The organism is Mesobacillus sp. S13, from assembly GCF_020422885.1.
In the GTDB taxonomy this organism is placed as follows: Bacteria; Bacillota; Bacilli; order Bacillales; family Cytobacillaceae; genus Mesobacillus; species Mesobacillus selenatarsenatis_A.
On sequence record NZ_CP084622.1, the window covers coordinates 2,480,508 to 2,503,619 of the forward strand.

22 protein-coding genes are annotated in these 23,112 nt (G+C 45.4%); 21 read left to right on the forward strand and 1 reads right to left on the reverse strand.

The window, feature by feature from the left end:
* The first annotated feature begins 12 nt into the window (after positions 1-12).
* The 8 genes from LGO15_RS12700 to LGO15_RS12735 all read left to right on the forward strand — a co-directional run bounded on the left by LGO15_RS12700 (position 13) and on the right by LGO15_RS12735 (position 9,803).
* A complete protein-coding gene (locus LGO15_RS12700) occupies positions 13-987 on the forward strand; it encodes a quinone oxidoreductase family protein (RefSeq protein ID WP_226084958.1) in 975 nt (324 codons plus the stop codon).
* Between the two features lie 15 nt (positions 988-1,002).
* Complete coding sequence (locus tag LGO15_RS12705) at positions 1,003-2,001, forward strand: phosphotriesterase family protein (protein ID WP_226084959.1); 999 nt, start codon at positions 1,003-1,005, stop codon at positions 1,999-2,001.
* A gap of 108 nt (positions 2,002-2,109) precedes the next feature.
* Positions 2,110-2,997, forward strand: a complete 888-nt coding sequence (locus LGO15_RS12710; protein WP_226084960.1) for an MBL fold metallo-hydrolase — start codon at positions 2,110-2,112, stop codon at positions 2,995-2,997.
* A gap of 43 nt (positions 2,998-3,040) precedes the next feature.
* The gene (locus LGO15_RS12715) at positions 3,041-4,549 is read left to right on the forward strand and encodes a class I adenylate-forming enzyme family protein (protein ID WP_226084961.1); all 1,509 of its coding nucleotides are present in this window, start codon (positions 3,041-3,043) and stop codon (positions 4,547-4,549) included.
* 12 nt (positions 4,550-4,561) lie between these two features.
* Positions 4,562-5,455: a R2-like ligand-binding oxidase gene (locus LGO15_RS12720; protein WP_226084962.1), complete on the forward strand. Its 894-nt coding sequence runs from the start codon at positions 4,562-4,564 to the stop codon at positions 5,453-5,455.
* A gap of 276 nt (positions 5,456-5,731) precedes the next feature.
* Entirely contained in the window at positions 5,732-7,261 is a 1,530-nt protein-coding gene (locus tag LGO15_RS12725; protein ID WP_226084963.1) for an aldehyde dehydrogenase family protein, read from the forward strand.
* Between the two features lie 26 nt (positions 7,262-7,287).
* The gene (locus LGO15_RS12730) at positions 7,288-8,502 is read left to right on the forward strand and encodes an iron-containing alcohol dehydrogenase (RefSeq protein WP_226084964.1); all 1,215 of its coding nucleotides are present in this window, start codon (positions 7,288-7,290) and stop codon (positions 8,500-8,502) included.
* Between the two features lie 86 nt (positions 8,503-8,588).
* Positions 8,589-9,803, forward strand: coding sequence for an acyl-CoA dehydrogenase family protein (locus tag LGO15_RS12735; protein WP_226084965.1), 1,215 nt, complete (start codon positions 8,589-8,591; stop codon positions 9,801-9,803).
* A gap of 429 nt (positions 9,804-10,232) precedes the next feature.
* Here the strand turns inward: LGO15_RS12735 and LGO15_RS12740 are convergent, their stop codons facing one another.
* Positions 10,233-11,282, reverse strand: coding sequence for a M42 family metallopeptidase (locus tag LGO15_RS12740; protein ID WP_226084966.1), 1,050 nt, complete (start codon positions 11,280-11,282; stop codon positions 10,233-10,235).
* A gap of 149 nt (positions 11,283-11,431) precedes the next feature.
* Here LGO15_RS12740 and LGO15_RS12745 point away from each other — a divergent pair, with 149 nt between their 5' ends.
* The 13 genes from LGO15_RS12745 (at position 11,432) to LGO15_RS12805 (ending at position 23,099) form a co-directional block, all read left to right on the forward strand.
* The gene (locus tag LGO15_RS12745; protein WP_226084967.1) at positions 11,432-12,331 is read left to right on the forward strand and encodes a superoxide dismutase; all 900 of its coding nucleotides are present in this window, start codon (positions 11,432-11,434) and stop codon (positions 12,329-12,331) included.
* A gap of 80 nt (positions 12,332-12,411) precedes the next feature.
* Positions 12,412-12,723 carry a DUF3892 domain-containing protein gene (locus tag LGO15_RS12750; RefSeq protein WP_167830788.1) on the forward strand — a complete coding sequence of 104 codons (312 nt, stop codon included), beginning with the start codon at positions 12,412-12,414 and terminating at the stop codon, positions 12,721-12,723.
* 159 nt (positions 12,724-12,882) lie between these two features.
* On the forward strand, positions 12,883-14,058 hold the full coding sequence (locus LGO15_RS12755; RefSeq protein WP_226084968.1) for an acyl-CoA dehydrogenase family protein: 1,176 nt from the start codon (positions 12,883-12,885) through the stop codon (positions 14,056-14,058).
* A 48-nt stretch (positions 14,059-14,106) separates the two neighbouring features.
* On the forward strand, positions 14,107-14,871 hold the full coding sequence (locus LGO15_RS12760) for a beta-ketoacyl-ACP reductase (protein WP_226084969.1): 765 nt from the start codon (positions 14,107-14,109) through the stop codon (positions 14,869-14,871).
* A 17-nt stretch (positions 14,872-14,888) separates the two neighbouring features.
* Positions 14,889-15,338 carry a MaoC family dehydratase N-terminal domain-containing protein gene (locus tag LGO15_RS12765; RefSeq protein ID WP_226084970.1) on the forward strand — a complete coding sequence of 150 codons (450 nt, stop codon included), beginning with the start codon at positions 14,889-14,891 and terminating at the stop codon, positions 15,336-15,338.
* Complete coding sequence (locus LGO15_RS12770; RefSeq protein ID WP_226084971.1) at positions 15,335-15,742, forward strand: MaoC/PaaZ C-terminal domain-containing protein; 408 nt, start codon at positions 15,335-15,337, stop codon at positions 15,740-15,742. The genes LGO15_RS12765 and LGO15_RS12770 overlap by 4 nt, the downstream gene beginning before the upstream one ends.
* Positions 15,743-15,901: 159 nt before the next feature.
* Positions 15,902-17,047: an acyl-CoA dehydrogenase family protein gene (locus tag LGO15_RS12775; protein WP_226084972.1), complete on the forward strand. Its 1,146-nt coding sequence runs from the start codon at positions 15,902-15,904 to the stop codon at positions 17,045-17,047.
* Positions 17,048-17,097: 50 nt separating this feature from the next.
* Complete coding sequence (locus LGO15_RS12780; RefSeq protein ID WP_226084973.1) at positions 17,098-18,303, forward strand: acyl-CoA dehydrogenase; 1,206 nt, start codon at positions 17,098-17,100, stop codon at positions 18,301-18,303.
* Positions 18,304-18,316: 13 nt separating this feature from the next.
* Positions 18,317-19,090, forward strand: a complete 774-nt coding sequence (locus LGO15_RS12785) for an SDR family oxidoreductase (protein WP_226084974.1) — start codon at positions 18,317-18,319, stop codon at positions 19,088-19,090.
* A 15-nt stretch (positions 19,091-19,105) separates the two neighbouring features.
* Positions 19,106-20,275 (forward strand): thiolase family protein, encoded by a 1,170-nt coding sequence (locus LGO15_RS12790; RefSeq protein ID WP_226084975.1) that lies wholly within the window; start codon positions 19,106-19,108, stop codon positions 20,273-20,275.
* Positions 20,276-20,305: 30 nt separating this feature from the next.
* On the forward strand, positions 20,306-21,361 hold the full coding sequence (locus tag LGO15_RS12795; protein WP_226084976.1) for a phosphotransferase family protein: 1,056 nt from the start codon (positions 20,306-20,308) through the stop codon (positions 21,359-21,361).
* A gap of 16 nt (positions 21,362-21,377) precedes the next feature.
* Entirely contained in the window at positions 21,378-22,109 is a 732-nt protein-coding gene (locus tag LGO15_RS12800; RefSeq protein ID WP_226084977.1) for a 2-phosphosulfolactate phosphatase, read from the forward strand.
* Positions 22,110-22,145: 36 nt separating this feature from the next.
* On the forward strand, positions 22,146-23,099 hold the full coding sequence (locus tag LGO15_RS12805; protein WP_226084978.1) for an alpha/beta hydrolase: 954 nt from the start codon (positions 22,146-22,148) through the stop codon (positions 23,097-23,099).
* The last annotated feature ends 13 nt before the right edge of the window (positions 23,100-23,112 follow it).

The following is a 23,112-nucleotide window of genomic DNA, read 5'->3' on the forward strand; positions in this document are numbered from 1 at the left end:
AGGAGGCAAATCATGAAAGCAATTCAACTGAAAGAATATGGCGGTCCGGAGGTTCTTCAGGTAGTAGAGCTGGAACGCCCAGTTCCTAAAGGGCATCAGGTATTAATCAAAATTCATGCGATTGGGGTCAACTATGCTGACACTGCAAGAAGAGAAGGACAGTATGTTGTTCCAACAAAACTTCCGTTTATCCCTGGTGCAGAGATTGCGGGAGTAGTAGTAGAAACAGGAGAATCCGTCACAAATGTTCAGGCAGGAGACCGTGTGGTTACCCTGATTGAATCTGGAGGTTACGCTGAGTTTGCGCTGGCTGATAGCCGTGGACTGATTCCTTTACAGGAGAAGATGGAATTTGAGCAGGCGGTGGCACTCCCGCTTCAAGGTCTGAGTGCTTATCATATTCTGAAAACGATGGGACGCCTGGAAGCAGGGGAAACCGTTCTAGTGCATGCTGCAGCCGGAGGAGTGGGTACGCTGGCTGTCCAACTTGCCAAGCTATCAGGAGCAAGCAAAGTAATAGCGACTGCTAGCACAGATGATAAATTGGCATTGGCCGCTGATATGGGAGCTGATGTCCTGATCAATTATACGGCACAAGGATGGGAAGAAAAGGTTCTTGAGGCGACTGGCGGCAAAGGGGTCGATGTTGCCCTCGAAATGGCAGGCGGCGAGATTTTCAACAAAACGCTTAAATGTCTTGGCACATTTGGTCGACTCGTTATCTATGGAGTGGCTAGTGGGGAGCAGAGCCGCTTTTATCCATCATCCTTGATGGCAAGGAACCAGTCAGTCATCGGTTTTTTCTTGCCACAAATCATGAGGAAACCAGCATTGATTCAATCAAGTATGGCTGAAATGCTTGGTTATTTATCAAAGGGACAATTAAAGCTGACAATTGGAGGAGTATTCTCACTCGAGCAGGCAGCAGAAGTCCATCGGCTTTTACAATCACGGCAGACGAAGGGTAAGTTGATTCTAAAACCTTAATAAGGGGTGTGCTGAATGGCAACTATTAATACAGTAACTGGTCCTATCAAAGCAGAGCAATTGGGAAAGACACTGATTCATGAGCACTTTATCTTTGGATATCCTGGTTTCCAGGGAGATGTAACATTGGGTGCTTTTAATGAGGAATCAGCTCTTGAAGAGGCAATCAACATTGCCAGGTATATGCAGAGCTTTGGCGTGAAGACAGTCGTGGATCCGACACCAAATGAATGTGGAAGGAACCCGGAGTTTTTAAAGAAAATCTCTGAAGTGACTGGTCTCCAGATAATTTGTGCGACCGGCTACTATTACGAAGGCGAAGGGGCAACCCCGTACTTTAAGTTCCGGCAGGCTCTGGGGACAGCAGAAGAGGAAATCTATCAAATGTTCAAGAAAGAGATCACGGAAGGAATCGCAGGTTCCGGAATCAAGCCTGGGGTGATCAAGCTCGCTTCAAGTAAGGATGAAATCACAGAGTATGAAAAAATGTTTTTCCGTGCAGGTGCCCGTGTACAGCAGGAAACTGGCGCAGTAATCCTCACACACACCCAGGAAGGTACAATGGGACCTGAACAGGTCAGGCTGTTAATCGAGAATGGAGCAGATCCGGGAAAAATCATTATCGGCCATATGTGTGGAAACACTGACCCTGAATATCATAAACAGGTAATGGATCAGGGAGTAAGGGTCGGACTGGACCGTTTTGGCATCCAGGGAATGGTTGGAGCTCCTTTTGACCAGGAACGGGTACAGACATTATTGGCTTTACTTAATGATGGATACGAAGATCAAATTTTACTGGCGCATGATACTGTGAATATCTGGTTAGGCCGCCCGCCTGTTATGCCGGAGCAAGCCGCGAAAATCATGGAAAACTGGCAGCCAGGACATATTTTCAACAATATCCTTCCACAGCTTAGGGAAAATGGAGTATCTGAAACACAAATTGATAAAATGCTCGGTGGTAATGCTGCCGGACTGTTCACTGGCGCTCCGGCAAAGGTAGTTTCCTAGAAACAGTTCTCAGGTGCAGAATCAGATTCTAATAGAAAGGGGCGAAGACCTATCCAAAAAATTATACCGCTTACGCTGGATTCGCCTTTTTCTGAAGGAATCGTTGTCGTGTATGCAGTTATTGGTGAATCAGCAACACTCATAGATACAGGCAACCCAGGCGAGAAATCCTTTTACCAGCTTAAATCTCTATTAAATGAGCACAATCTGACGTTTAAAGACTTTGATCATATCATTGTCACCCATATGCATACGGACCATTGTGGAGGAGTCAGCCTGATCCAGCAGGAAGCCAGCCTCCCCGTTTATGTACATGAGCTTGCCAGGCCAGTAGTTACAGGAGGAGAAACTGAGTTTATTAGACTCAATCAGTTTTTTAATGATTTCCTAAAGGAATGTGGTGCTGATCCTTCCGTTCACCAGCACCCGCGAAAATACAAGGAAGAAATTTGGAAGGATGTCCATTTTGTCAGCGAAGGTGATGATGTTTACATAGGTGGAAAATCATACAGTGTGTTGCATGTCCCTGGCCATAGCCAGACAGATATCCTTCTGATTAATGAGGAGCAGGGAATTACATTTGTCGGGGACCATATTATTCCGGAACTGGCAGTCAACGCTTTTATCGAACCTCCTGTACCAGGAGAGAAGCATCGTCCATCTCCCTTGATCCAATACAGGGAATCCCTGATTCGTTCAAGGGGGAGAAAGCTTGGAACCTGTTATTCGGGGCATGGAAAACCTTTTTCACAGCATATAGAACTCATTGATAAAAGATTGTCTCAGCAGGATGCACGCTGCCAGCAAATTCGGCAGGTCTTAAAAGAGGGCGATAAAAATGTTTTTGAAATATGCCGGGCAGTCTACCCGCACTTGAAGGGCGGTATTGTTTTTCTTGGACTCTCACAAATACAAGGTCATCTTGATTTGATGGAAGCCCGAAATGAGGTGATGAAAGAGGAAAGAGACTCAATTATTTATTACAAACTGATCTGATAGTTGCCATAGCTTCTTAAACTTTTTAACAGGAGTGGATTAAATGAAGCTGAAAGATCTGCTTGAAAATAATATCAGTCATTACGGTGAATACCCATTTATCTATTATAAAGACCAGCAGTATACAAACATTGAAACGAAGCTTTATGCTGACCAAATTGCGAATGGTCTCCATAAGCTCGGTGTGGGAAAAGGGGACCGGATTGTCGTCTGTATGCCAAATAACCCAGAGGTGATTTACTCTTATCAAGGAATCACCAGGAGCGGCGCAGTGATTGTTCCGATTATGTTCACCCTTCACACAAAAGAAATACAATACATCATCAAAAATTGCGAAGCTAAAGTTGTCATTGCATCTTCCTATACAGCAGAAAATATGAGAAAGGCAATCGAAGGCCTTGAAGTCAAACCAATCCTGGTTGTTGCAGATCTTCCTGGCAGTGACGAAATGATAAATCTTTATGATCTCATGTCTCCCGATTTAGCTGTTACCGAGGACAATTCAAATGAAGACGATGTCGCAGTGATTTTATACACCTCAGGAACGACTGGAAATCCGAAAGGCGTTCTATTGACCCACAAAAATCTCTTCACCAATGCAGTCAACTCCGCAGAAACCGAAAGAGGCGTTACGATTGGCGTCCTGCCGTTAGCACATGTTTATGGTCTTACCATATCGAATACGTGCTATATAACGGGAAGTTCAGTTGTTGTTTTTACCCGGTTTGACCCAGAGGAAATTTTCAAAGCAATTGAGACTTTTAAGGTAAAAGCTTTCTCCGCAGTGCCTGCGATGATTCATGCCATGGTTGGCAGCCCAAAAGCCGACCAATATGATACATCCTCCCTTGAGTGGATTGGCTCAGGTTCGGCTCCGCTGCCCATTGCGCTACTGAACGGTTTTAACAAGAAGTTTGGCGCGAAGGTTTTTGAGGGCTATGGGTTATCAGAAGCAGCCCCAATCGTAACAGCGCATAATAAAAAAATTGAAATAAAACCAGGTTCAGTCGGCATTCCTCTTCCAGGTGTCAGCATAAAAATCGTTGATGATCAGGGAAGTGAAGTTCCTCCAGGAGAGGTTGGCGAATTGATTGTTTCTGGTGACAATGTTACCCCGGGATACTACCAGAACAGTGAAGAAACAAACAAGGTAATCAAGGGAGGTTGGCTTTTCACCGGTGATATGGCCAAAGTAGACAACGAAGGCTATCTCTATATTGTCGACAGGAAAAAGGACTTGGTCATCAGGGGAGGTTTTAATGTATACCCACGTGATATTGAAGAGCTGCTGAACGCCCATGAGTCTGTCTCAGAGGCCGCTGTTGTAGGGGTGCCTGATGAAGCGATGGGTGAGGAAATCATCGCATGTGTCGTGAAAAAGGCCGGATACAATGTTATGGAAGAAGAACTGATCCATTACTGCCAGGACCACCTGGCGAAAAACAAAACACCGAAACGGATTGTTTTTATGGAAACTTTGCCACGGAATGGAGTCGGCAAGATCCTCAAGACCCGTCTAAGAGAAACAGCTGCTACTATCATCACAATATAAGGAGGACTGCAAGTGGAACAAAGAACAATATTAACAACCAGCAAGCGGGGACTGCAGATAGATTCCTTTCCTTTCCGGCTATACCAAAAAGCGAAGAAATTTGGAATCTGGAACCCTGCTGACATTGATTTTACTCAGGATCAACAAGACTGGAAACAGTTGGACGCCGAACAGCAAAACGATATTCTGCGCCTGATTTCACAGTTCCAGGCTGGTGAGGAAGCCGTTACCCTCGATTTGCTGCCTCTGATCATGGCTATTGCCAAGGAAGGCAGGCTTGAGGAGGAGATGTTTTTAACTACCTTCTTGTTTGAAGAAGCCAAACATACAGAGTTTTTCCGGCTAGTCCTGAATGCGCTAGGGGAAACAGGTGATCTATCAGGACACCATACAGAAACGTATAAAAGGATTTTCTATGAGATTCTTCCAACAACGATGGACCGATTGCTTACTGACCAATCACCTGAAGCCATAGCCGAAGCAGCCACTGTTTACAATATGTTCGTAGAAGGGGTCCTTGCTGAAACGGGCTATTACTCATTCTATCAAAATCTTGAAACACTTGGTCTGATGCCAGGTTTGCTCAAGGGGATCGGCAATTTAAAAAGAGATGAATCAAGGCATATTGGCTATGGAACCTTCCTGCTGCAAAGACTGATTTGTGAGCATCCACATTTGTACGAGTTTGTTGAAGGGAAGATGCAGGAACTCACCCCGCTTGCCATCCGCCTGAACCAGGAGGGATTCAAAGGGAAGGATGTAAGCACTTTTGGAAACCAGATTGAAGATACAATGAATTTTACCATGAAACAGCTGTCTGTAAGGATGGAAATCCTTTCACGTGCAAGGGGCAAACGGATTGAAGAGGTTTATAGAGTTTCAGAGACTGAGATGGGAGTTTTATAAGGACAACTACTAGCGATAATAGCTAGTTGGTCGAAATAAATGAAAATGCGATCGAATTAATCGAATATCTGGTCGAATTAATTACAAATGTGGTCGAATAAATCACAAATGTGGTCGAATAAATCACAAATGTGGTCGGATTAATGATTTCGAACCGAAAAAAAGGTGGAAAAAACTAAAATTTCAAGCAAGTAGGCTAAGACAAGTGCAAATATTGAAAAACGATCACCATTAAGGGGTTTAACCCCAAAAAAATTATTTAAAGGAGGACGCAAAATGACAGTAAATGTAGATGTAAAAACGTTCCCGTTATTCATTAATGGAAAATGGGAAGCAGCGGACAGCCAGGAAACCTTTGATGTCTTTAATCCTGCGACTGGAGAGCTTGTGGCACGAGTGGCAAAAGGGAATGCATCCGATGTGGACAGGGCTGTTGAGGCTGCACGTAATGCATTTGATGAAACGGAATGGAAGGATATGAACCCGAAGGAAAGATCGAAGGTTCTTTATGCGATTTCCTATCAAATAGCTGCCAATGCTGAGGAACTTGCTTATCTGGAAGCCGTCAGTTCCGGGGGTACAGTTAGAAGAATTGGCGCAAACGATATTTTACAAATGGTCGATTTGTTCCAGACTTTGGCCAAGTTCGTTGAAGAATACGAATTCTCTGAAACTCTTCCAAGTCCGCCATTCCCGGGACCGGCACATAATTTTATCTGGCGCGAGCCAATAGGAGTTTGCGCAGCGATTACTCCTTGGAACCTGCCAATGGTGATTGCGACGTGGAAAATCGCACCAGCACTGGCGATGGGGAATACGATTGTGGTGAAACCAGCGACCTACACTCCATTGTCAACATTGAAGCTAGCAGAAATCATTTCACAGGTCGTTCCACCAGGAGTCATCAATGTCGTGACTGGACCAGGTGCAGAAGTTGGAGAAAAGCTGGCAAGTCACCCAAAAGTTGATAAGGTTGCTTTTACAGGTTCGACTGAAGTGGGCCGAAAGGTGATGCAGCTTGCAGCAGGGACAATAAAGAACACGACTCTCGAGCTTGGCGGCAAGTCACCTAACATCATTCTCGAAGATGCCGACTTAAGCTTAGCCCTGCCAGGAAGCCTGTTTGGCGTATTTTTGCATTCGGGACAGCTTTGTGAATCAGGAACGAGGCTGTTTGTTCCGGATCATTTACATGATGTAATCGTTGAGAATCTTGTAAAGCTTGCCGGGAAAATAAAGCTAGGAAATCCACTTGACCCAGCAAGTGATGTCGGTCCGGTTATTTCAAAAAAGCAAAAAGAGACGATTTTATCCTATATCGAAGCTGGAAAAGCAGAGGGAGCAACCCTAGTTTGCGGCGGGAAGGAAGCAAAGATTGCTGGCTGTGAAAATGGACATTTCATTGAACCAACGATTTTCACAAATGTAACCAATGACATGAAAATTGCCCGCGAAGAAATCTTCGGACCTGTTTTATCTGTGATTCGATATACCGATTTGGACCATGCCATCAAGATGGCGAATGATACCATTTATGGTCTTGCTGCCGGCGTATGGACCAGGGATGTGAATAAAGCTTATGAGGTTGCCCGCAAGCTGCAGGCTGGTGTCGTCTGGATCAATGACTGGCATATGCTGCGCAATGATGCTCCATTTGGCGGATACAAGCAGAGCGGAATCGGCCGCGAGATGGGCAAGCATTCACTCGATGCATATACTCAAGTCAAGCATGTCCACACTTCCTTTGTCCCTGAAGCACATAAGCGTACATGGTATGGTTTGCTGCTTTCTGACAGTGCTGAATAATAAAAAATTCTAATGAGGTGAAAAGGATGCAAACGACAACATTATCACAGTTCTCCCTGCGTTCGGCAATTTACAGTGGGTCAAATTCTCGAGCCATGGTACCTGATTTGTTCAAGGGATTAGGGTCTAAGAGAGTGGTTCTTTTTAGCGACAGGGGGCTGGAAAAAGCCGGAGTAGCAGACAAGGTCGCCCAGATTTTCGAGTTGACCAGTAAAGGAACTGGACCTGAACTGGCAGGGATTTATGTAGACATAGCCCAGGATGCTGAAAGTCGTTCAGTGAATGAAGCTCTCCGATATGCGAGGGAAGTGGGGGCTGACGGATTGCTTGCTGTCGGAGGCGGCAGTGTGCTGGACACAGTTAAGGGAGTAAAATATGCCATGCATAAAGGGTTAACCGACATCAAGGAAGCAATCCCCGGCGGCTTTTTATTTGAGCAGTTTCCAAAGGCGACGTATATTCCAATTCCACATATCGCCATTCCTACAACAGCGGGTACAGGGTCAGAAGTGTCGCCGATTGCAGTCATTTACAATGAGGATATACAGATGAAAGGCAATATCATCAATCCTTTTCTCAGCGCTGATATCGCTGTGCTGGATCCGGACTTGACTGTAGGACTGCCGCCGGCAATCACGGCTTTTACCGGTTTTGATGCTTTGACTCATGCAATCGAGGCATTTGCTTCACCGAGTGCTACTGCACTGACTGATGCCCATGCTTTGCATGCAATCAGGCTGATAGAAAAAAATCTCCCACTTGCAGTTGCAGAAGGTTCCAATCTTGATGCGAGAATGGAAATGCTGCAGGCGAGCCTAATGGGAATCACCGCATTCAGTTTTGCATTGAATGCCATTCCGGTGCATAATTTCGCCCATGCATATGGCGCTTTATTCCGAATCCCTCATGGACTGGCAAATGCTGTTTTCCTGCCAGTAGTAATGGAATATGTACCAAGCCTGTACCTCCCGAAGGTAAAAGAATTGGCCGCTGCATTGAGAATAGACCTTGATGCCGATGAGGAGAATGAGACCGTCCTGGCTAAAGTCGTTGAAAAATTGCGGCTGCTTCAGCATAAGACTGGATTGCCTTCAGACTTTACAGAATACAACCTGACCGAGGAAGATCTGGAAAGGGTTGCGGGTGCCGTTGCAAAGGACCCTGCGGCCGTATCCTTCCCGATGCCAAAAGAACTGATTCAGGCTATCGGCCAGCAGGTCGTGCCGATTGGGGTTAAATAATATACTTAGAGGGGGAAACCGAACGGGGTTCACCCTCTTTTTACAGTTCCTAACAGATTAGGACTATAAAGGAGTGTTCACAGAAGATGAATTTTGACTTTACTGAGGAACAAGAGCTTTTGAGAAAAACTGTGAGGAGTTTCGTAGATAAGGAGATCCTGCCAAATATAAAAGAATGGGATGAGAAACAGCATTTCGAAACCAGTATTTTAACAAGGCTTGCCGATTTGGGGCTCATGGGGGTTTGTATACCAGAGCAATATGGAGGAAGCGGAATGGACTACAATTCCCTTGCGATTGTATGCGAGGAACTTGAGCGCGGCGACACAGCCTTCAGGACTGCGGTTTCTGTCCATACCGGGCTTAACAGCATGACATTGCTCCAATGGGGAAGCGAGAAGCAAAAGCAAAAATATCTCGTTCCCCAATCAAAAGGAGAGAAGGTTGGAGCATTCGGGCTTACCGAGCCTAACGCAGGTTCGGATGTGGCCGCAATGCAGACAACGGCGCGTGATGCAGGAGATCACTACGTACTCAATGGATCAAAAACATGGATCTCATTATGTGATGTAGCTGATCATTTTCTTGTATTTGCTTATACAGATAAAAGCAATAAACACCATGGCATCTCTGCCTTTATAGTGGAAAGAACCTGGGAAGGCTTCTCCTCTAAAGCCATAAAAGGGAAGTTGGGTATTAGGGCCGGAAATACCGGTGAGATCTTCTTTGATAATGTAAAGGTTCCAAAAGAAAATTTGCTGGGACAGGAGGGAGATGGATTTAAAATTGCAATGTCTGCACTGGACAATGGACGCTTTACAGTAGCTGCGGGTGCATGCGGAACAATCATGGCAAGCCTTGAGGCCAGTGTGAAGTACTGTCATGAACGAAGCACCTTTGGCAAAGAAATCGGCAGGCACCAGCTTGTCCAGCAAATGATCGCCAGGATGGAAGCAGGCCTCATACAATCACGTTTGCTGGTATACCGTGCAGGCTGGCTGAAAAATCAGGGGAAGAGAAATACCAGGGAAACTTCTTTGGCCAAGTGGCAGGCATGCGACTATGCCTATGAAGCTGCAAATGATGCCGTCCAAATCCATGGAGCCTATGGTTTCTCCAACGAATACCCGGTTGAACGGTATCTGCGTAACGCCAAAGCGCCCGTCATTTATGAAGGAACTCGAGAAATCCACACAGTCATGCAAGGAGAGTACGCTTTAGGTTATCGTGTTGATAAGCCATTGTCCAATATGCTCCCTGCTTGGCCATTTGGCTCGGTTACCGAAGAAGCTGTGAAATAAGAAAACGGAGAAATTGCGTAGGTGTCCGAAAATCGATGGTGATGGTAACTTGGGTAAATGCAAGTATACTGCTTTGCCCGTAATTCAGTGGAAAGCCCTTTTTAGGAAAAGCAAACTCTGCTTTGCCCGTAATTTGGTGGAAAGCTTTGTTTCGGTAAAAGCAACCACTCTGCTTTGCCTGTAATTTGGTGGAAAGCTTTTATTCGGTAAAAGCAACCACTCTGCATTGCCCGTAATTCAATGGAAAGCTCTTTTTAGGTAAAAGCAATCACTCTGCTTTGCCCGTAATTCAGTGGAAAGCCCTTTTTCGGTAAAAGCAGCACTTCTTGTTGCCAATTATGGCTGGCAGCTAACACCTATACGTACCTACACACCAATAATTACCAAAAAGGTGATCACCTCATTAAGCAGGTGATCACCTTTTTACTTTTACAATACCATTTCAGATTGTACGTAATGGTACAAGAGTTTCGCTGTGTTTTCGATAGAATCCTTGTGTGTTCTTTCGAATGCGTGTGATGAGTCAATTCCCGGTCCAATCAGTCCATGGATGATGTCGTGCCCTGATCGGATAGCAGCAGATGCGTCTGATCCGTAGAATGGATAAATATCGAGTTTGTAGCCGATTTCATTGTCAATCGCAAGCTGTGTCAGCCTTTTCCTTAGCTCGTAATGATATGGGCCGCTCGCATCCTTTACGCAGATGGAGACTGTATACTCATCCGTTGACTGGCCATCACCCATTGCACCCATATCGACTGCTAAATACTCTACGGTTTCCGGTGTGATATTCGAGTTCCCGCCATAGCCAATTTCTTCATTATTAGAAATTAAAAAGTGTGTAGTGTAAGGCAGTTCTATGTTTTCGCTTTTCATTTGTTTGATTAATTGAAGCAAGATGGCGACACTTGCTTTATCATCAAGGTGGCGTGATTTTATGTATCCTGAAGGAGTAGTCTGAACGCGCGGATCAAACGATACAAAATCTCCAACTTCAATTCCAAGTGCTTTGACATCATCTGCGCTATGTACTTTTTCATCAATGCGCACTTCCATGTTGTCCTGATTGCGTTCTGCTTTTCCAGCATCCTTGTATACATGGACAGAGGTCTGGTGCATTAAAATAGTACCGGTGAACTTTTTGCCGCTGGAGGTTTCAATTTCGCAGTATTCACCTTCGATGGAGTTATACTTGAAGCCGCCAATCAAATCAAGCTTAAGACGTCCACTCGGCTTGATTTCTTTTACGATCGCTCCGAGAGTATCCACATGGGCAGTCAGCATTCTGTGGTTCAGCTGATCCTTGCCAGGAAGAGTCGCAATCAAACCTCCTTTTCGGTTTCGTTTTGTTTCAACCTGCAATTCGTTCAAATAATTTTCTACATATGTAATGACTTCGTTTGTATTTCCTGAAGGGCTGGGGATACTGACCAATTCCTGCAATAAATTTAATGTTTCATCTGTGTTGGGGTATGCCATAATAAAACTCCTCTCAAATAAAAATCTTCGCATAATTCATATTATAAACTTTTTTCTCGCAGCAAAGTAAACCTTTATCCAAAATACAGTAATCACCTACCAAGTCTATTCATATTTTGATTATGGATGCAGTTTTGGGAGGGATTAAGATGAATGGGTATTGGTTCAGGTATTCATTGCTGGAATGGTGCAGGGAGATGGAAGCGAAATGGACTTCAGTAAAAGGGCAACTTAGAGATTCCGCTGATGAAACCGCCTTAAATCAATGGGAAGCAAATCTTCTGACACTGAAAGCTCATGCCGAAAATTCCATGGATGATGAAGCACTATATGCTCAAGCTAGAAGCTTATATGACGAGCTTGCGGGATATTTATATGGCTCTGGATCAGAAATTGATCGGCAGCAAGGCCAGAGACTTCAGCCTGTTCCTATAGGCGGCCACAAACTTCCTCCGTTGCCTTATGCTTATGATGCGCTTGAGCCTGTGATTGATCAGCAGATAATGAGACTTCACCATTTAAAGCACCACCAGAGCTATGTAAACGGATTGAACAAGGCAGAAACAGAAATGCAGAAAGCAAGACAAACAGGCGATTTCGGTTTGATTAAACATTGGGAAAGAGAAGCAGCCTTCAATGGAGCCGGCCATTATCTCCATACAATTTTTTGGAACATCATGAGCCCAAATGGCGGCGGCACACCAAAGGGACAGCTCGGGAAAGCAATCAACGATTCATTCGGCAGCTTTGATGGATTCAAAAAACATTTTTCAGAAGCCGCCAAAAATGTTGAAGCAGTTGGCTGGGCAATTCTTGTTTGGTCACCTCGTTCCCACAGGTTGGAAATCCTCCAGGCTGAAAAGCATCAAAACTTAACCCAGTGGGATGTTGTCCCTTTACTTGTCTTGGATGTTTGGGAGCATGCTTATTATCTGCAGTATAAGAACGAACGGGCTAAATATGTTGAAAACTGGTGGAAGGTCGTCAACTGGAAAGAAGTAGAGCAGCGGTTTAATAAGGCCAGAACATTGGCATGGCAGCCTTTTTGAGGAGTGACTTAATGTCACCCTTTTTTTGTATAAAAGCCTCCCTTTAGCAAACACTAAACATATGTTCGGGAGGTGTTTTTATGGAAAGTAAAGATTATAACCAGATTTACAATGAATACAAGGAACAAAGCCAGGGGCAGGCAGAGCTGGAAGCAAACTCACCGCAACCAGGAAAAGAGCAAATCGTTGCCGTACGAAAAAATGATGATGGTGACCTGATTGCTTTTAAAACTGAGAGCGGGAGAGAGCTCGATTATGTTTCAGCGCTGTCTGAAGCAAAAGCGGGCAAGCTTGCACACGTTGATGTATTCCATAAATACGGCCGCGATATTCTGAGGAGCGAGCCAGATGGAATTAAGGAAAACAATCTCGATCATTTACCTCATTTTTAGCAGGGAGATTTCCCTGCATTTTTTATAAATTACTTGATTTTTCAGAAAGTTCAATCTAAAATAAAACTAACATACCAACCGGTAGGTATGTAATGAGAAGTTATGACATATATTTTTAATAGACTATCAGAATTCAAGTATAGGATGGGAGTGACAAGTATGCATTTACGCCTTACAGAAGAACAAAAAATGGTGCAAAAAACGATTCGCAGATTTGTGGAAAAAGAATTAATGCCGCTCGAAAATGAAGTCTTAAGAAATGAGAGAGAAGGACGGCCAAGCCTTCCTCCCGGAAAAATGAATGAATTGCAGATGAAGGCTAAAGAAGCAGGTTTCTGGGGGATCAATACACCAGAACAATATGGCGGTGCCGATTTGGGCCAGATGATGATGGCCATCGTCCTGATGGAAGTTTCGAAAACGTTCGTGCCTTTCCAATTTGGCGGTTCGGCAGACAACATTCTTTACTATGGAAATGAAGAACAAAAGCAGAAGTACCTGATTCCAACCATCAACGGTGAGAAAAAATCATGCTTTGCGATGACAGAACCTGGAGCGGGCTCAGATACAAGAAATATTAAAATGACAGCTGTGAAGGACGGAAATGAATGGGTACTGAACGGTGAGAAAACTTTTATTACAGGTGGAAACGAGGCTGACTTTGTCATGGTCATCGCGATCACGGATAAAGAAAAGCACCGTGCCACTGGCCGTGACGGGGTGACCTGCTTTATTGTCGACCGGGATATGGGCTGGAAATCAGAGTTTATACATACGATGGGCGAATGGGGGCCGGCGGGACTGGTGTTTGATAACGTCCGTGTACCAGAGGAAAATATCCTGGGCGAAGTAGATGGAGGCTATAAACTGGGACTGGAATGGATCGGATTTGCAAGATGGGTTGTTGGTGCAAGGGCGATAGGAGCCGCGGAACGCTTGCTGCAAATGGCGATTGACTATTCAAAAGAACGGATTACTTTTGGCAAGCCGATTGCCGAAAGACAAGCTATCCAATGGATGATCGCGGATTCCGCAGTGGAAATCGAAGCCGCAAGATGGCTCGTGCTCAATGCAGCCTATACTCTGGATGCCGGTGAAGATAACAGGCATATGGCATCCATGGCAAAATTGTATGGTTCCAATATGGGGAACAGGGTTGTGGACCGTGTTATGCAAATTCATGGAGGTATGGGCTACACAAGGGAACTGCCGATCGAGCGCTGGTATCGTGAAGCAAGACTTTGGAGAATTTACGACGGCACGGATGAAATCCAACGAATGATCATCGCCAGGGACCTTTTGAAAGGACATGTGAAGATCGGCCAGTTTGTTTAATAGATAATTGTAAGCGTTAACAGAGTGATAGATAGAGGAGGAACTAGAATGGCAGGAAGATTTGAGGGCAAGGTTGCTTTTGTGACGGGAGGAAGCAGAGGAATCGGGAAAGGGATTGTTCAACTTTTCGCAGAGGAAGGTGCGAAGGTTGCTTTTATTGACTTGAATGAGGAAGCGTTGGCGGAAACCACAAGTGAGCTGCGTGAAAAAGGATACGAGGTTTTCTCCAAAGTAGCAAATGTGACGGACTCCGAACAGGTGGAACAAGCAATGAAAGAGGTGCATGACACTTTTGGCTCTGTCGACATCCTTGTGAACAATGCAGGTGTCATCCGCGATAATCTGCTGTTCAAAATGACAGATTCCGATTGGCAAACAGTCATGGATGTCCATTTGAAAGGTTCGTTCAATGCTGCTAAAGCAGCTCAGAAGTATATGGTAGAACAGAAATATGGGCGGATCATCAATATTTCATCCACCTCCGCTCTTGGCAACAGAGGCCAGGCAAACTATGCAGCCGCAAAGGCAGGCCTCCAGGGTTTTACTAAGACACTCGCAATTGAGCTGGGACGTTATGGGATAACAGCCAATTCAGTCGCTCCAGGTTTTATCGAGACGGAAATGACGAAAGAAACTGCCGCTCGAATCGGAATCTCGTTCGATGACTTGATTAAGCACAGTGTGGCTAGCATTCCGGTCGGCAGGAGCGGAAAACCTGCGGATATCGCCAATGCAGTTGCCTTCTTTGCTGATGAAAAATCGTCCTTTGTCAACGGCCAGGTCATCTATGTAGCTGGCGGTCCAAAAAATTAATGTGAGGTGAAGAACCTGTGTTCAAAGAGCATATTGGCAAACAGTCCAACAAAGTTAAAAACATTGTGGAACGCGGCGCTGTCAGGAAATTTGCCGAAGCAATCGGAGATCTTCATCCCATTTTCATTGATGAGGAAACTGGCAAAAGATCAAGATATAACAGGAATATAGCCCCGCCAACTTTTCCGAGGGTTTTTGATTACGGAACAATCGAGGGCCTGCATCTTCCTAATAAAGGCTTGATTCATGGCGAACAGACTTATCATTACGAACGACCTTTGCTTGTTGGGGAAGAAATAACCTGTTACTCGGTGATCAAAAATTATTTCGAAAAGAAAGGAACTCAGGGGGAGATGGGCTTTCTTGTATTAGAAAGCTTTGGTGAGGATGAAATGGGAAAACTAGTTTTTTCCTCCACTCAAACTGTCATTATCACGGAAGCAGTAAGAAAGGTGTTGATCGGATGAGCAGTTTAGCAGAATTGAAGGTAGGAGAATCCCTGAAGGAGGTCCAGCTTGAACCTGTCGACCGGATTACCCTGATCAAATATGCTGATGCCTCAGGAGATTACAATCCAATCCATACAATCGATGATGAAGCTATGAAAGCTGGGTTACCGGGAATCATCGCTCATGGCATGTGGACAATGGGCAACCTGGCAAAGCTATTCACTGATTTTTACGAGGAAGGATTCATTCAGGATTATACGATTCGGTTTAAAGGGATGGTGTTCCTGAATGACGTAGTCACTCTCCAGGCTGAACTGGCTGAGGAAAATGCGAACATCCTTAGATTCAACGTTAAGGCAGTCAATCAAAATGGCAATGAAGTCATTAAGGGAGACGTCCTCTATCATCGGTATGCTTCTTAGTAACCAAAAACCCGGCATAAAATTGCTGGGTTTATTGCTATAACGGGCATTGGATGCCACTTAGGAATATAACGTGATTTTAAGGAATATCGACTTCCAATTCACTACTTGTATCTGGAATTTCTAATTCAAAAAGAAGAACCGAGGTGTTAAACCCAAGTGAACTTTGATTTTGACGAAGATGTACTCGCGTTAAAAAGAAATGTCCGTGATTTTATCCAGAGTGAAGTCGAGCCTGTTGCGATGCAAATCGAAGAAGAGGACAAAATTCCGCAAAACATTATACAGCTTTCCAGGGAAATGGGCCTCTTTGGATTAAGCATACCGGAGGAATATGGCGGGCTCGGTATCGGAATGGTGGAGAAATGTGCGCTGTATGAGGAGATCGGCCAGACGCACAATGGCTATACAACATTAATTGGAGCGCATACCGGGATTGGCACAGTCGGGATCGTCGAGCTGGGCAATCAGCAGCAGAAGCGAAAATATTTGCCTGCTATGGCCGCCGGAGAAAAAATCGGTGCCTTTGCTCTCACAGAACCTGATGCCGGTTCGAATGCGGTCAACCTAAAAACGACAGCGGTCAAAAAAGGCGATAAATATGTACTCAACGGTTTGAAGCACTATATTACAAATGCAATTGAGGCGAGTGTTTTTACAGTGATGGCAGTAACTGACTCTGAAAAGGGGGCAAAGGGAATCACTTCGTTTATCGTTGAGAAGGACTTTCCCGGCTTCGAGCTTGGCAAAGTAGAAAAAAAGATGGGCCTGAAGGGGTCCCATTCAGCAGAATTGGTGTTCGAGGATTGTGAGGTTCCAGTTGAAAATGTTCTTGGAACTGAAGGCCAAGGCTATGTAAATGCGTTGAAAATATTGGCCAATGGAAGGGCTGGCCTCGCAGCACGTAATCTGGGGTCATGCCAGAAACTCCTTGACATGTCTGTTGCCTACGCTAAAGAGAGGATCCAGTTCGGAAAACCGATTATCAAGCACCAGGCAGTAAGCCATATGCTAGCAGAAATGGCTGTGGAGATCGAAGCACTCAGGTCTTTTACATACCGAGTTGCCTGGATGGTTGATTCCGGCCAAAAGGTCATCAAGGAAGCTGCCATGCTAAAGCTCTATGGATCGGAGGTTTACAACAGGGTCGCCGATAAAGCAGTGCAGATTCATGGCGGTCTCGGTTATATATCAGATTACCCGGTTGAAAGATATTTCCGTGATGCTCGGATCGCAAGAATTTATGAGGGCACGTCTGAAATACAGAAAAACATAATAGCTGCCCAGCTTGAAAAAGAGTATTAACACGCCAACATACCTACTAGTTAGTATGAAAAAAGAAAGAGGTGGTATGGATGAATTTTAACCATACGGAGAAGGTAAAGGAATACCAGGCCAGGCTAACTGAATTCATGGATGAATACATTTATCCTAATGAGAAGGTATACAAAGACCAGATAGATAAGAATGACCCTTTTTCAAAAGTTCCTCCAATTATGGAAGAGCTGAAGAATAAAGCGAAAGAGAAAGGACTTTGGAACTTGTTTTTACCTGAGAGCCAATACGGCGAAGGCCTTACCAACCTTGAGTACGCACCGCTTTGTGAAATCATGGGAAGGTCAAGCATCGCTCCAGAGGTGTTCAATTGTGCTGCGCCTGATACGGGAAATATGGAAGTTCTCGTCCGTTACGGAACTGAAGAACATAAGGAACAATGGCTGAAACCGCTCCTTGATGGCGAGATCAGGTCCTGCTTCTCGATGACAGAGCCTGACGTCGCTTCCTCCGACGCAACGAATATCCAGGCAAGCATCGTCCGTGATGGTGATGAGTATGTCATAAACGGAACAAAATGGTGGTCTTCCGGTGCAGGAGATCCTCGCTGCAAGATTGCGATCGTGATGGGTAAAAATGATCCAGATGCCCCGAAGCATGAACAGCAATCTATGATTCTTGTTCCTCTTGATACTCCAGGAGTAACGATTAAAAGAATCCTGCCTGTATTTGGGTACGACCATGCGCCTCATGGACACGCAGAAATAGAATACAAGAATGTGAGAGTGCCAGCCTCCAATATGCTATGGGGAGAAGGAAAAGGCTTTGCCATTGCTCAGGGCCGTCTTGGACCAGGGAGAATCCATCACTGCATGAGAACGATTGGCGCGGCCGAACGTGCATTGGAAGAGATGTCAAAACGGGTTCTTCAAAGGACTGCATTCGGAAAAAGGCTCGCCGACCAGGGTGTCATCCAGGAGTGGATCGCGGAAGCAAGGATTGATATCGAGCAGGCGAGACTCCTGACATTGAAGGCTGCCTACATGATGGATACGGTAGGAAACAAAGAAGCCAAGGCTGAAATCGCGATGATTAAAGTGGTTGCTCCTAATATGGCACTGAAAATCATCGACAGAGCTATCCAGGCATTTGGTGCGGCAGGTGTAAGTGATGACTTCACTCTCGCAGCGGCATGGGCGAATATCAGGACTCTAAGATTGGCGGATGGCCCTGATGAGGTACACAAACGAGCGATTGCAAAATACGAACTGAAAAAATATATGTAAGGAGGAGACATCAATGCATGTATCTGAATTATTTTCACTTAAAGGAAAAGTAGCGATTGTCACTGGCGGAGGAAGAGGCCTTGGGGAACAAATCGCGATTGGTTTCGCAGAAGCAGGTGCCAATGTCGTAGTTTGCTCACGGCGGGTCGAAGCCTGTGAAGAAGTTAGCGAGAAATTGAAGGGAATTGGTGTTGAATCCATAGCTCTTAAATGTGACATCACCAATCCGGAAGATGTGAAGAGCGTAGTAGAACAAACTGTGGAGAAATTCGGCCGGATCGATATCCTTGTCAATAACAGTGGAGCTTCCTGGGGAGCGCCGGCTGAGGAAATGCCGCTTGAAGCATGGCAAAAGGTATTGAATGTCAATGTAACAGGAACTTTCTTAATGTCCCAGGCGGCTGGGAAAGTCATGCTGGAACAAGGGTCCGGCAAGATTATCAACATTGCCTCTGTTGCTGGACTGAAAGGCTCCAATCCAAAGGTAATGGACGCAATTGGCTATAACGCCAGCAAAGGGGCTGTCATTACTTTTACAAAGGACCTGGCAGCAAAATGGGGACCGCGCGGAATCTATGTTAATGCGATTGCACCGGGTTTCTTTCCGACAAAGATGTCAAAGGGACTGCTGGAAAAAGGTGGCCAGGCAATTCTTGAGGGAACTCCATTACGAAAATTCGGCTCTGACACGGACCTTAAGGGCGTAGCAGTATTCCTGGCGGCAGCAGCGTCTGATTACATTACTGGTGATGTAGTCGTTGTGGATGGCGGGACACATGTACTGTAAAAGGAGGCAGCTCCAATGAATAGAGATGCAGTGATTGTATCTGCAGTCAGGACGGCGATTGGCAGGCAGGGAGGAGCACTTGCTACGGTACCTGCCCATGTGTTTGGTGCAGAGGTGATCAAAGAGGCAATCAGGAGGGCAAACGTACAGCCTGAAATGATTGAGGATGTCATCATGGGGAATGTCATCAGCGGAGGTGGGAACATTGCCCGACTTACAGTGCTGCAAACAGGACTTTCCCTTGAATTGCCTGGCCTGACGATCGACCGCCAGTGCGGGTCAGGTATTAATGCAGTCAATCTTGCCGCCCAGGCAATTATGTCGGGAGCGGGCGATATCTATGTTACTGGCGGCATCGAAAGCATGAGCAGGGCTCCTTATTTAATGGATAAACCAGAAAGACCCTATAGCCCTGTGCCACCAAATTTCAGGAAGTCCCAGCTGTCACCTAAAGAAATCGGAGATCCGCCAATGGGAATCACAGCAGAGAATCTCGTAACAAAATATGCAATTAGCAGGGAAGAGCAGGATGAATTCGCACTCTCCAGCCAGCAAAAAATGGCGGCAGCGATGGGTGAAGGCCGGTTTGATGAACAGATTATCCCAATCTCGATACCTGTCCGAAAGGGTCCACCGGTCATTTTTTACAAGGATGAGTATCCACGGCCGCAAACGACTTTGGATGCCCTGGCTCAACTTAAGCCAGCGTTTTTACCGAATGGGACTGTCACAGCCGGAAGCAGTTCCGGTCTGAATGATGCCGCGGCAGCATTACTTGTTATGTCAAGGGAGAAAGCACAAGAATTGGGTGTGAGACCAATGGCCGTCATAAGGGAGCAGGCAGTAGCCGGGGTAGATCCGAATCTAATGGGCATTGGACCAGTTCCTGCAGTCAGGAAAGTGCTGGAGAAGTCTGGATTGACGCTCGATGACATGGACATCATCGAGATAAACGAGGCATTCGCTGCCCAGGTCATTGCATGTGACAGGGAGCTAAAGATGGATATGGAAAAGGTCAATGTGAATGGTGGAGCAATTGCCCATGGGCATCCTCTTGGAGCCACAGGAGCAATCCTTGTGACGAAAGCTGTTTACGAGCTCGAAAGAAGAGGCGGACGGTATGCGCTTATCACTGCCTGTATTGGCGGAGGACAGGGTATCGCCACGATCATTGAACGAGAATAGAAATTTCAGCTTAAAGGAGGACTGGTACTTATGGCTTCTGATACGATTCCAATCAGACAAGGAGAAGAACTTGATACCAGCGTGATCGAAAACTACTTAAGGGAGCAATTGCCGAATCTTCCTGGAGATAACCTGACGATTGAGCAATTCAGCTTTGGAAAATCCAATTTAACCTATCAGCTGAAGATTGGGGAATGGGAGGCGGTCCTACGGCGTCCCCCACTTGGTCCTGTGGCACCAAAAGCCCATGATATGGAAAGAGAATATAAAATCCTAAAAGAAATCAGCCCTCATTTTTCAGCAGCTCCGGAGCCCTATTTGTTCGCTGATGAAAGAGTGATCGGCAGTCCATTTTTTGTGATGGAAAGAAAGCGCGGCATTGTCCTTGACACCGATTTTCCCGAAGGCGTCATGCCAACTGATAAAATATGCAGATCATTGTCTGAAACGATGGTCAACCATCTTGTCCAGCTGCACAGTATCGATTACCAGAAGACAAAACTTACGGAAATGACAAAACCAGAAGGCTTCATGGAAAGGCAGGTCATTGGCTGGATCCGCCGCTATGAGCGGGCGGAAACGGATATTGTTAAAGGAGTGGAGCAGCTGAAGCAATGGATGCTGAAAAACGTATCTGAATCTGAAACTCCAGCTATTATCCATTACGATTACAAATTGAATAATGCTATGTTCAATGAGGAATTGACTGAAATGGTAGGACTGTTCGACTGGGAGATGACTACAGTGGGTGATCCGCTTGCCGATTTAGGTGTCGCGATGAGCTACTGGATTGAACCCGACGACTCTGATCTTTTGAAAAAAGGGATGGGAAAGCCGCCCGTTACGGTGACCCCCGGCTTTATGACACGTGATGAATTTTTGGAGGACTATGCCAGGAAAAGCGGCAGGGACCTGGCCAACATGAACTTTTATCAAACATTCGCTTATTTCAAACTTGCTGTCATTTGCCAGCAAATCTATTACAGATGGAAAAAGGGACAAACGAGGGACCCACGGTTTGCACACCTTGATGCATTTGTCAGCAGCCTGATACAATATTCTCTTTACACAGCAGAAAAAAAATAACAGAAAGGGCTCGGTGATGATGAAAGTTCACCTTTTGCTAAAAAAAGAAGACATCGATAAACAGAAAATGGCTGATAATAAAATCGCTGTTGTTTTCGATGTTCTGCTTGCGACTTCCACTATCGCGTCTGCTCTTGAGTTTGGAGCCAGGGAAGTCATCCCCGTGCTCGATGGAAAGGAAGCTGAACAGGAAGCTGAAGGCAAGGAAAAGGATAGTTTCGTTCTTGTCGGAGAGTATCAAGGGACAACAATTGACGGGTTCCTTTCGCCAAACCCTCTGGAATTAAAGGAAAAGATTGCAGGGAAGTCTGTCATTCTCTCCACTACAAATGGAACGGTTGCTCTCAAAAACTCTGCTCATGCGAAGGCGGTTTATGCGGCATCCCTGTTGAATTGCGAGGCAGTTGCGAAACATATTTTAAAAGAATACCAGGGCGAGACGATTGTGGTTGTCTGCTCAGGGTCCTCCAATGAATTCAATATCGAAGATTTCCAGGGAGCGGGCTGCTTTATTGACTGCCTAATTAAGCAATTCCGCGAAGAGTTTTTTCTAACTGATTCTGCCTATGCTGCGTATAGTTTCTACCATGGGCACAATCAAAATAGTGTTGATATCTTAAAAGCTTCTCGAGTCGGACGGATGCTGAGCAAACATGGATTTGAAAAGGAAATTGAATTCGTTTCTCAGCAAAATATATTTAATAAGGTCCCTATGCTTTTAGATAAAAACCGGATCATTGCTGTCTGAATTGACAGCGCTTACACAAAAAGGAGGAGAGAAAGTATGGCATTAAAACCAGAAGTAAAGGCTTTGCTCGAAGCGTTTGCCAATAATCCTGTTCCGCCGCTGGAACAGCTTCCATTGGCAGAAGCCAGGAAGGGATTTGAACAGTCTGCAAAACTAATGAGCAGAGCAGAAAAGCTGGCCAAAACGGAAGATCGGAAAATAAAAGGGTTTAATGGAGAAATAGATATCAGGGTCTATACACCAAAAGGACCTGGTGAATCTCAGTTTCCGGCCATTGTCTACTACCATGGAGGCGGGTGGGTAATCGGAAACATTGAAACACATGATGCCCTCTGCCACACATTAGCCAATGAAGCTGAATGTAAAGTAGTTTCAGTGAATTACAGTCTCGCTCCAGAAAGCAAGTTCCCGGTTGCAGTAGAAGATTCATATCTAGCTGCTAAATGGGTGTTTGAAAACGCTGACGAGCTGAATATTGATAAAAACTTTATAGCAGTCGCAGGCGATAGTGCAGGAGGGAATCTTGCAGCTGCTGTCAGCTATCTTGCAGTCGAAAGGCAGACACCGTCGATTGCTTACCAAATGCTGTTTTACCCTTCTACAGGATTTGAGTATACTCCATCTTACGAAAAATACGGCGAAGGCTACCATTTAACGAAGTCCACAATGAACTGGTTCCGTGAACAATACCTGAACACACCAGCTGATACCCTAAACCCCCTGGCGGCACCTATGCTGATTCCCGATGATATCACTGCCAAGCTTCCGCCAGCTCTGATTATGACGGCAGAGCTTGACCCATTATGTGATGGAGGCGAGCATTTTGCCAACAAACTGAAAAATGCCGGAGTGGAGACGGAATATGTTTGTGTCCCGGGTATGCTCCATGGTTTCCTAGGCATGACCGAATATTTGCCAGACGGGAAGAAGGCAATCAAGGACGCTGCAGCGGCTTTTAAAAAACAAAGTTCTCTTAAACCAGTTGAGTAGAAAATAAGGAGGA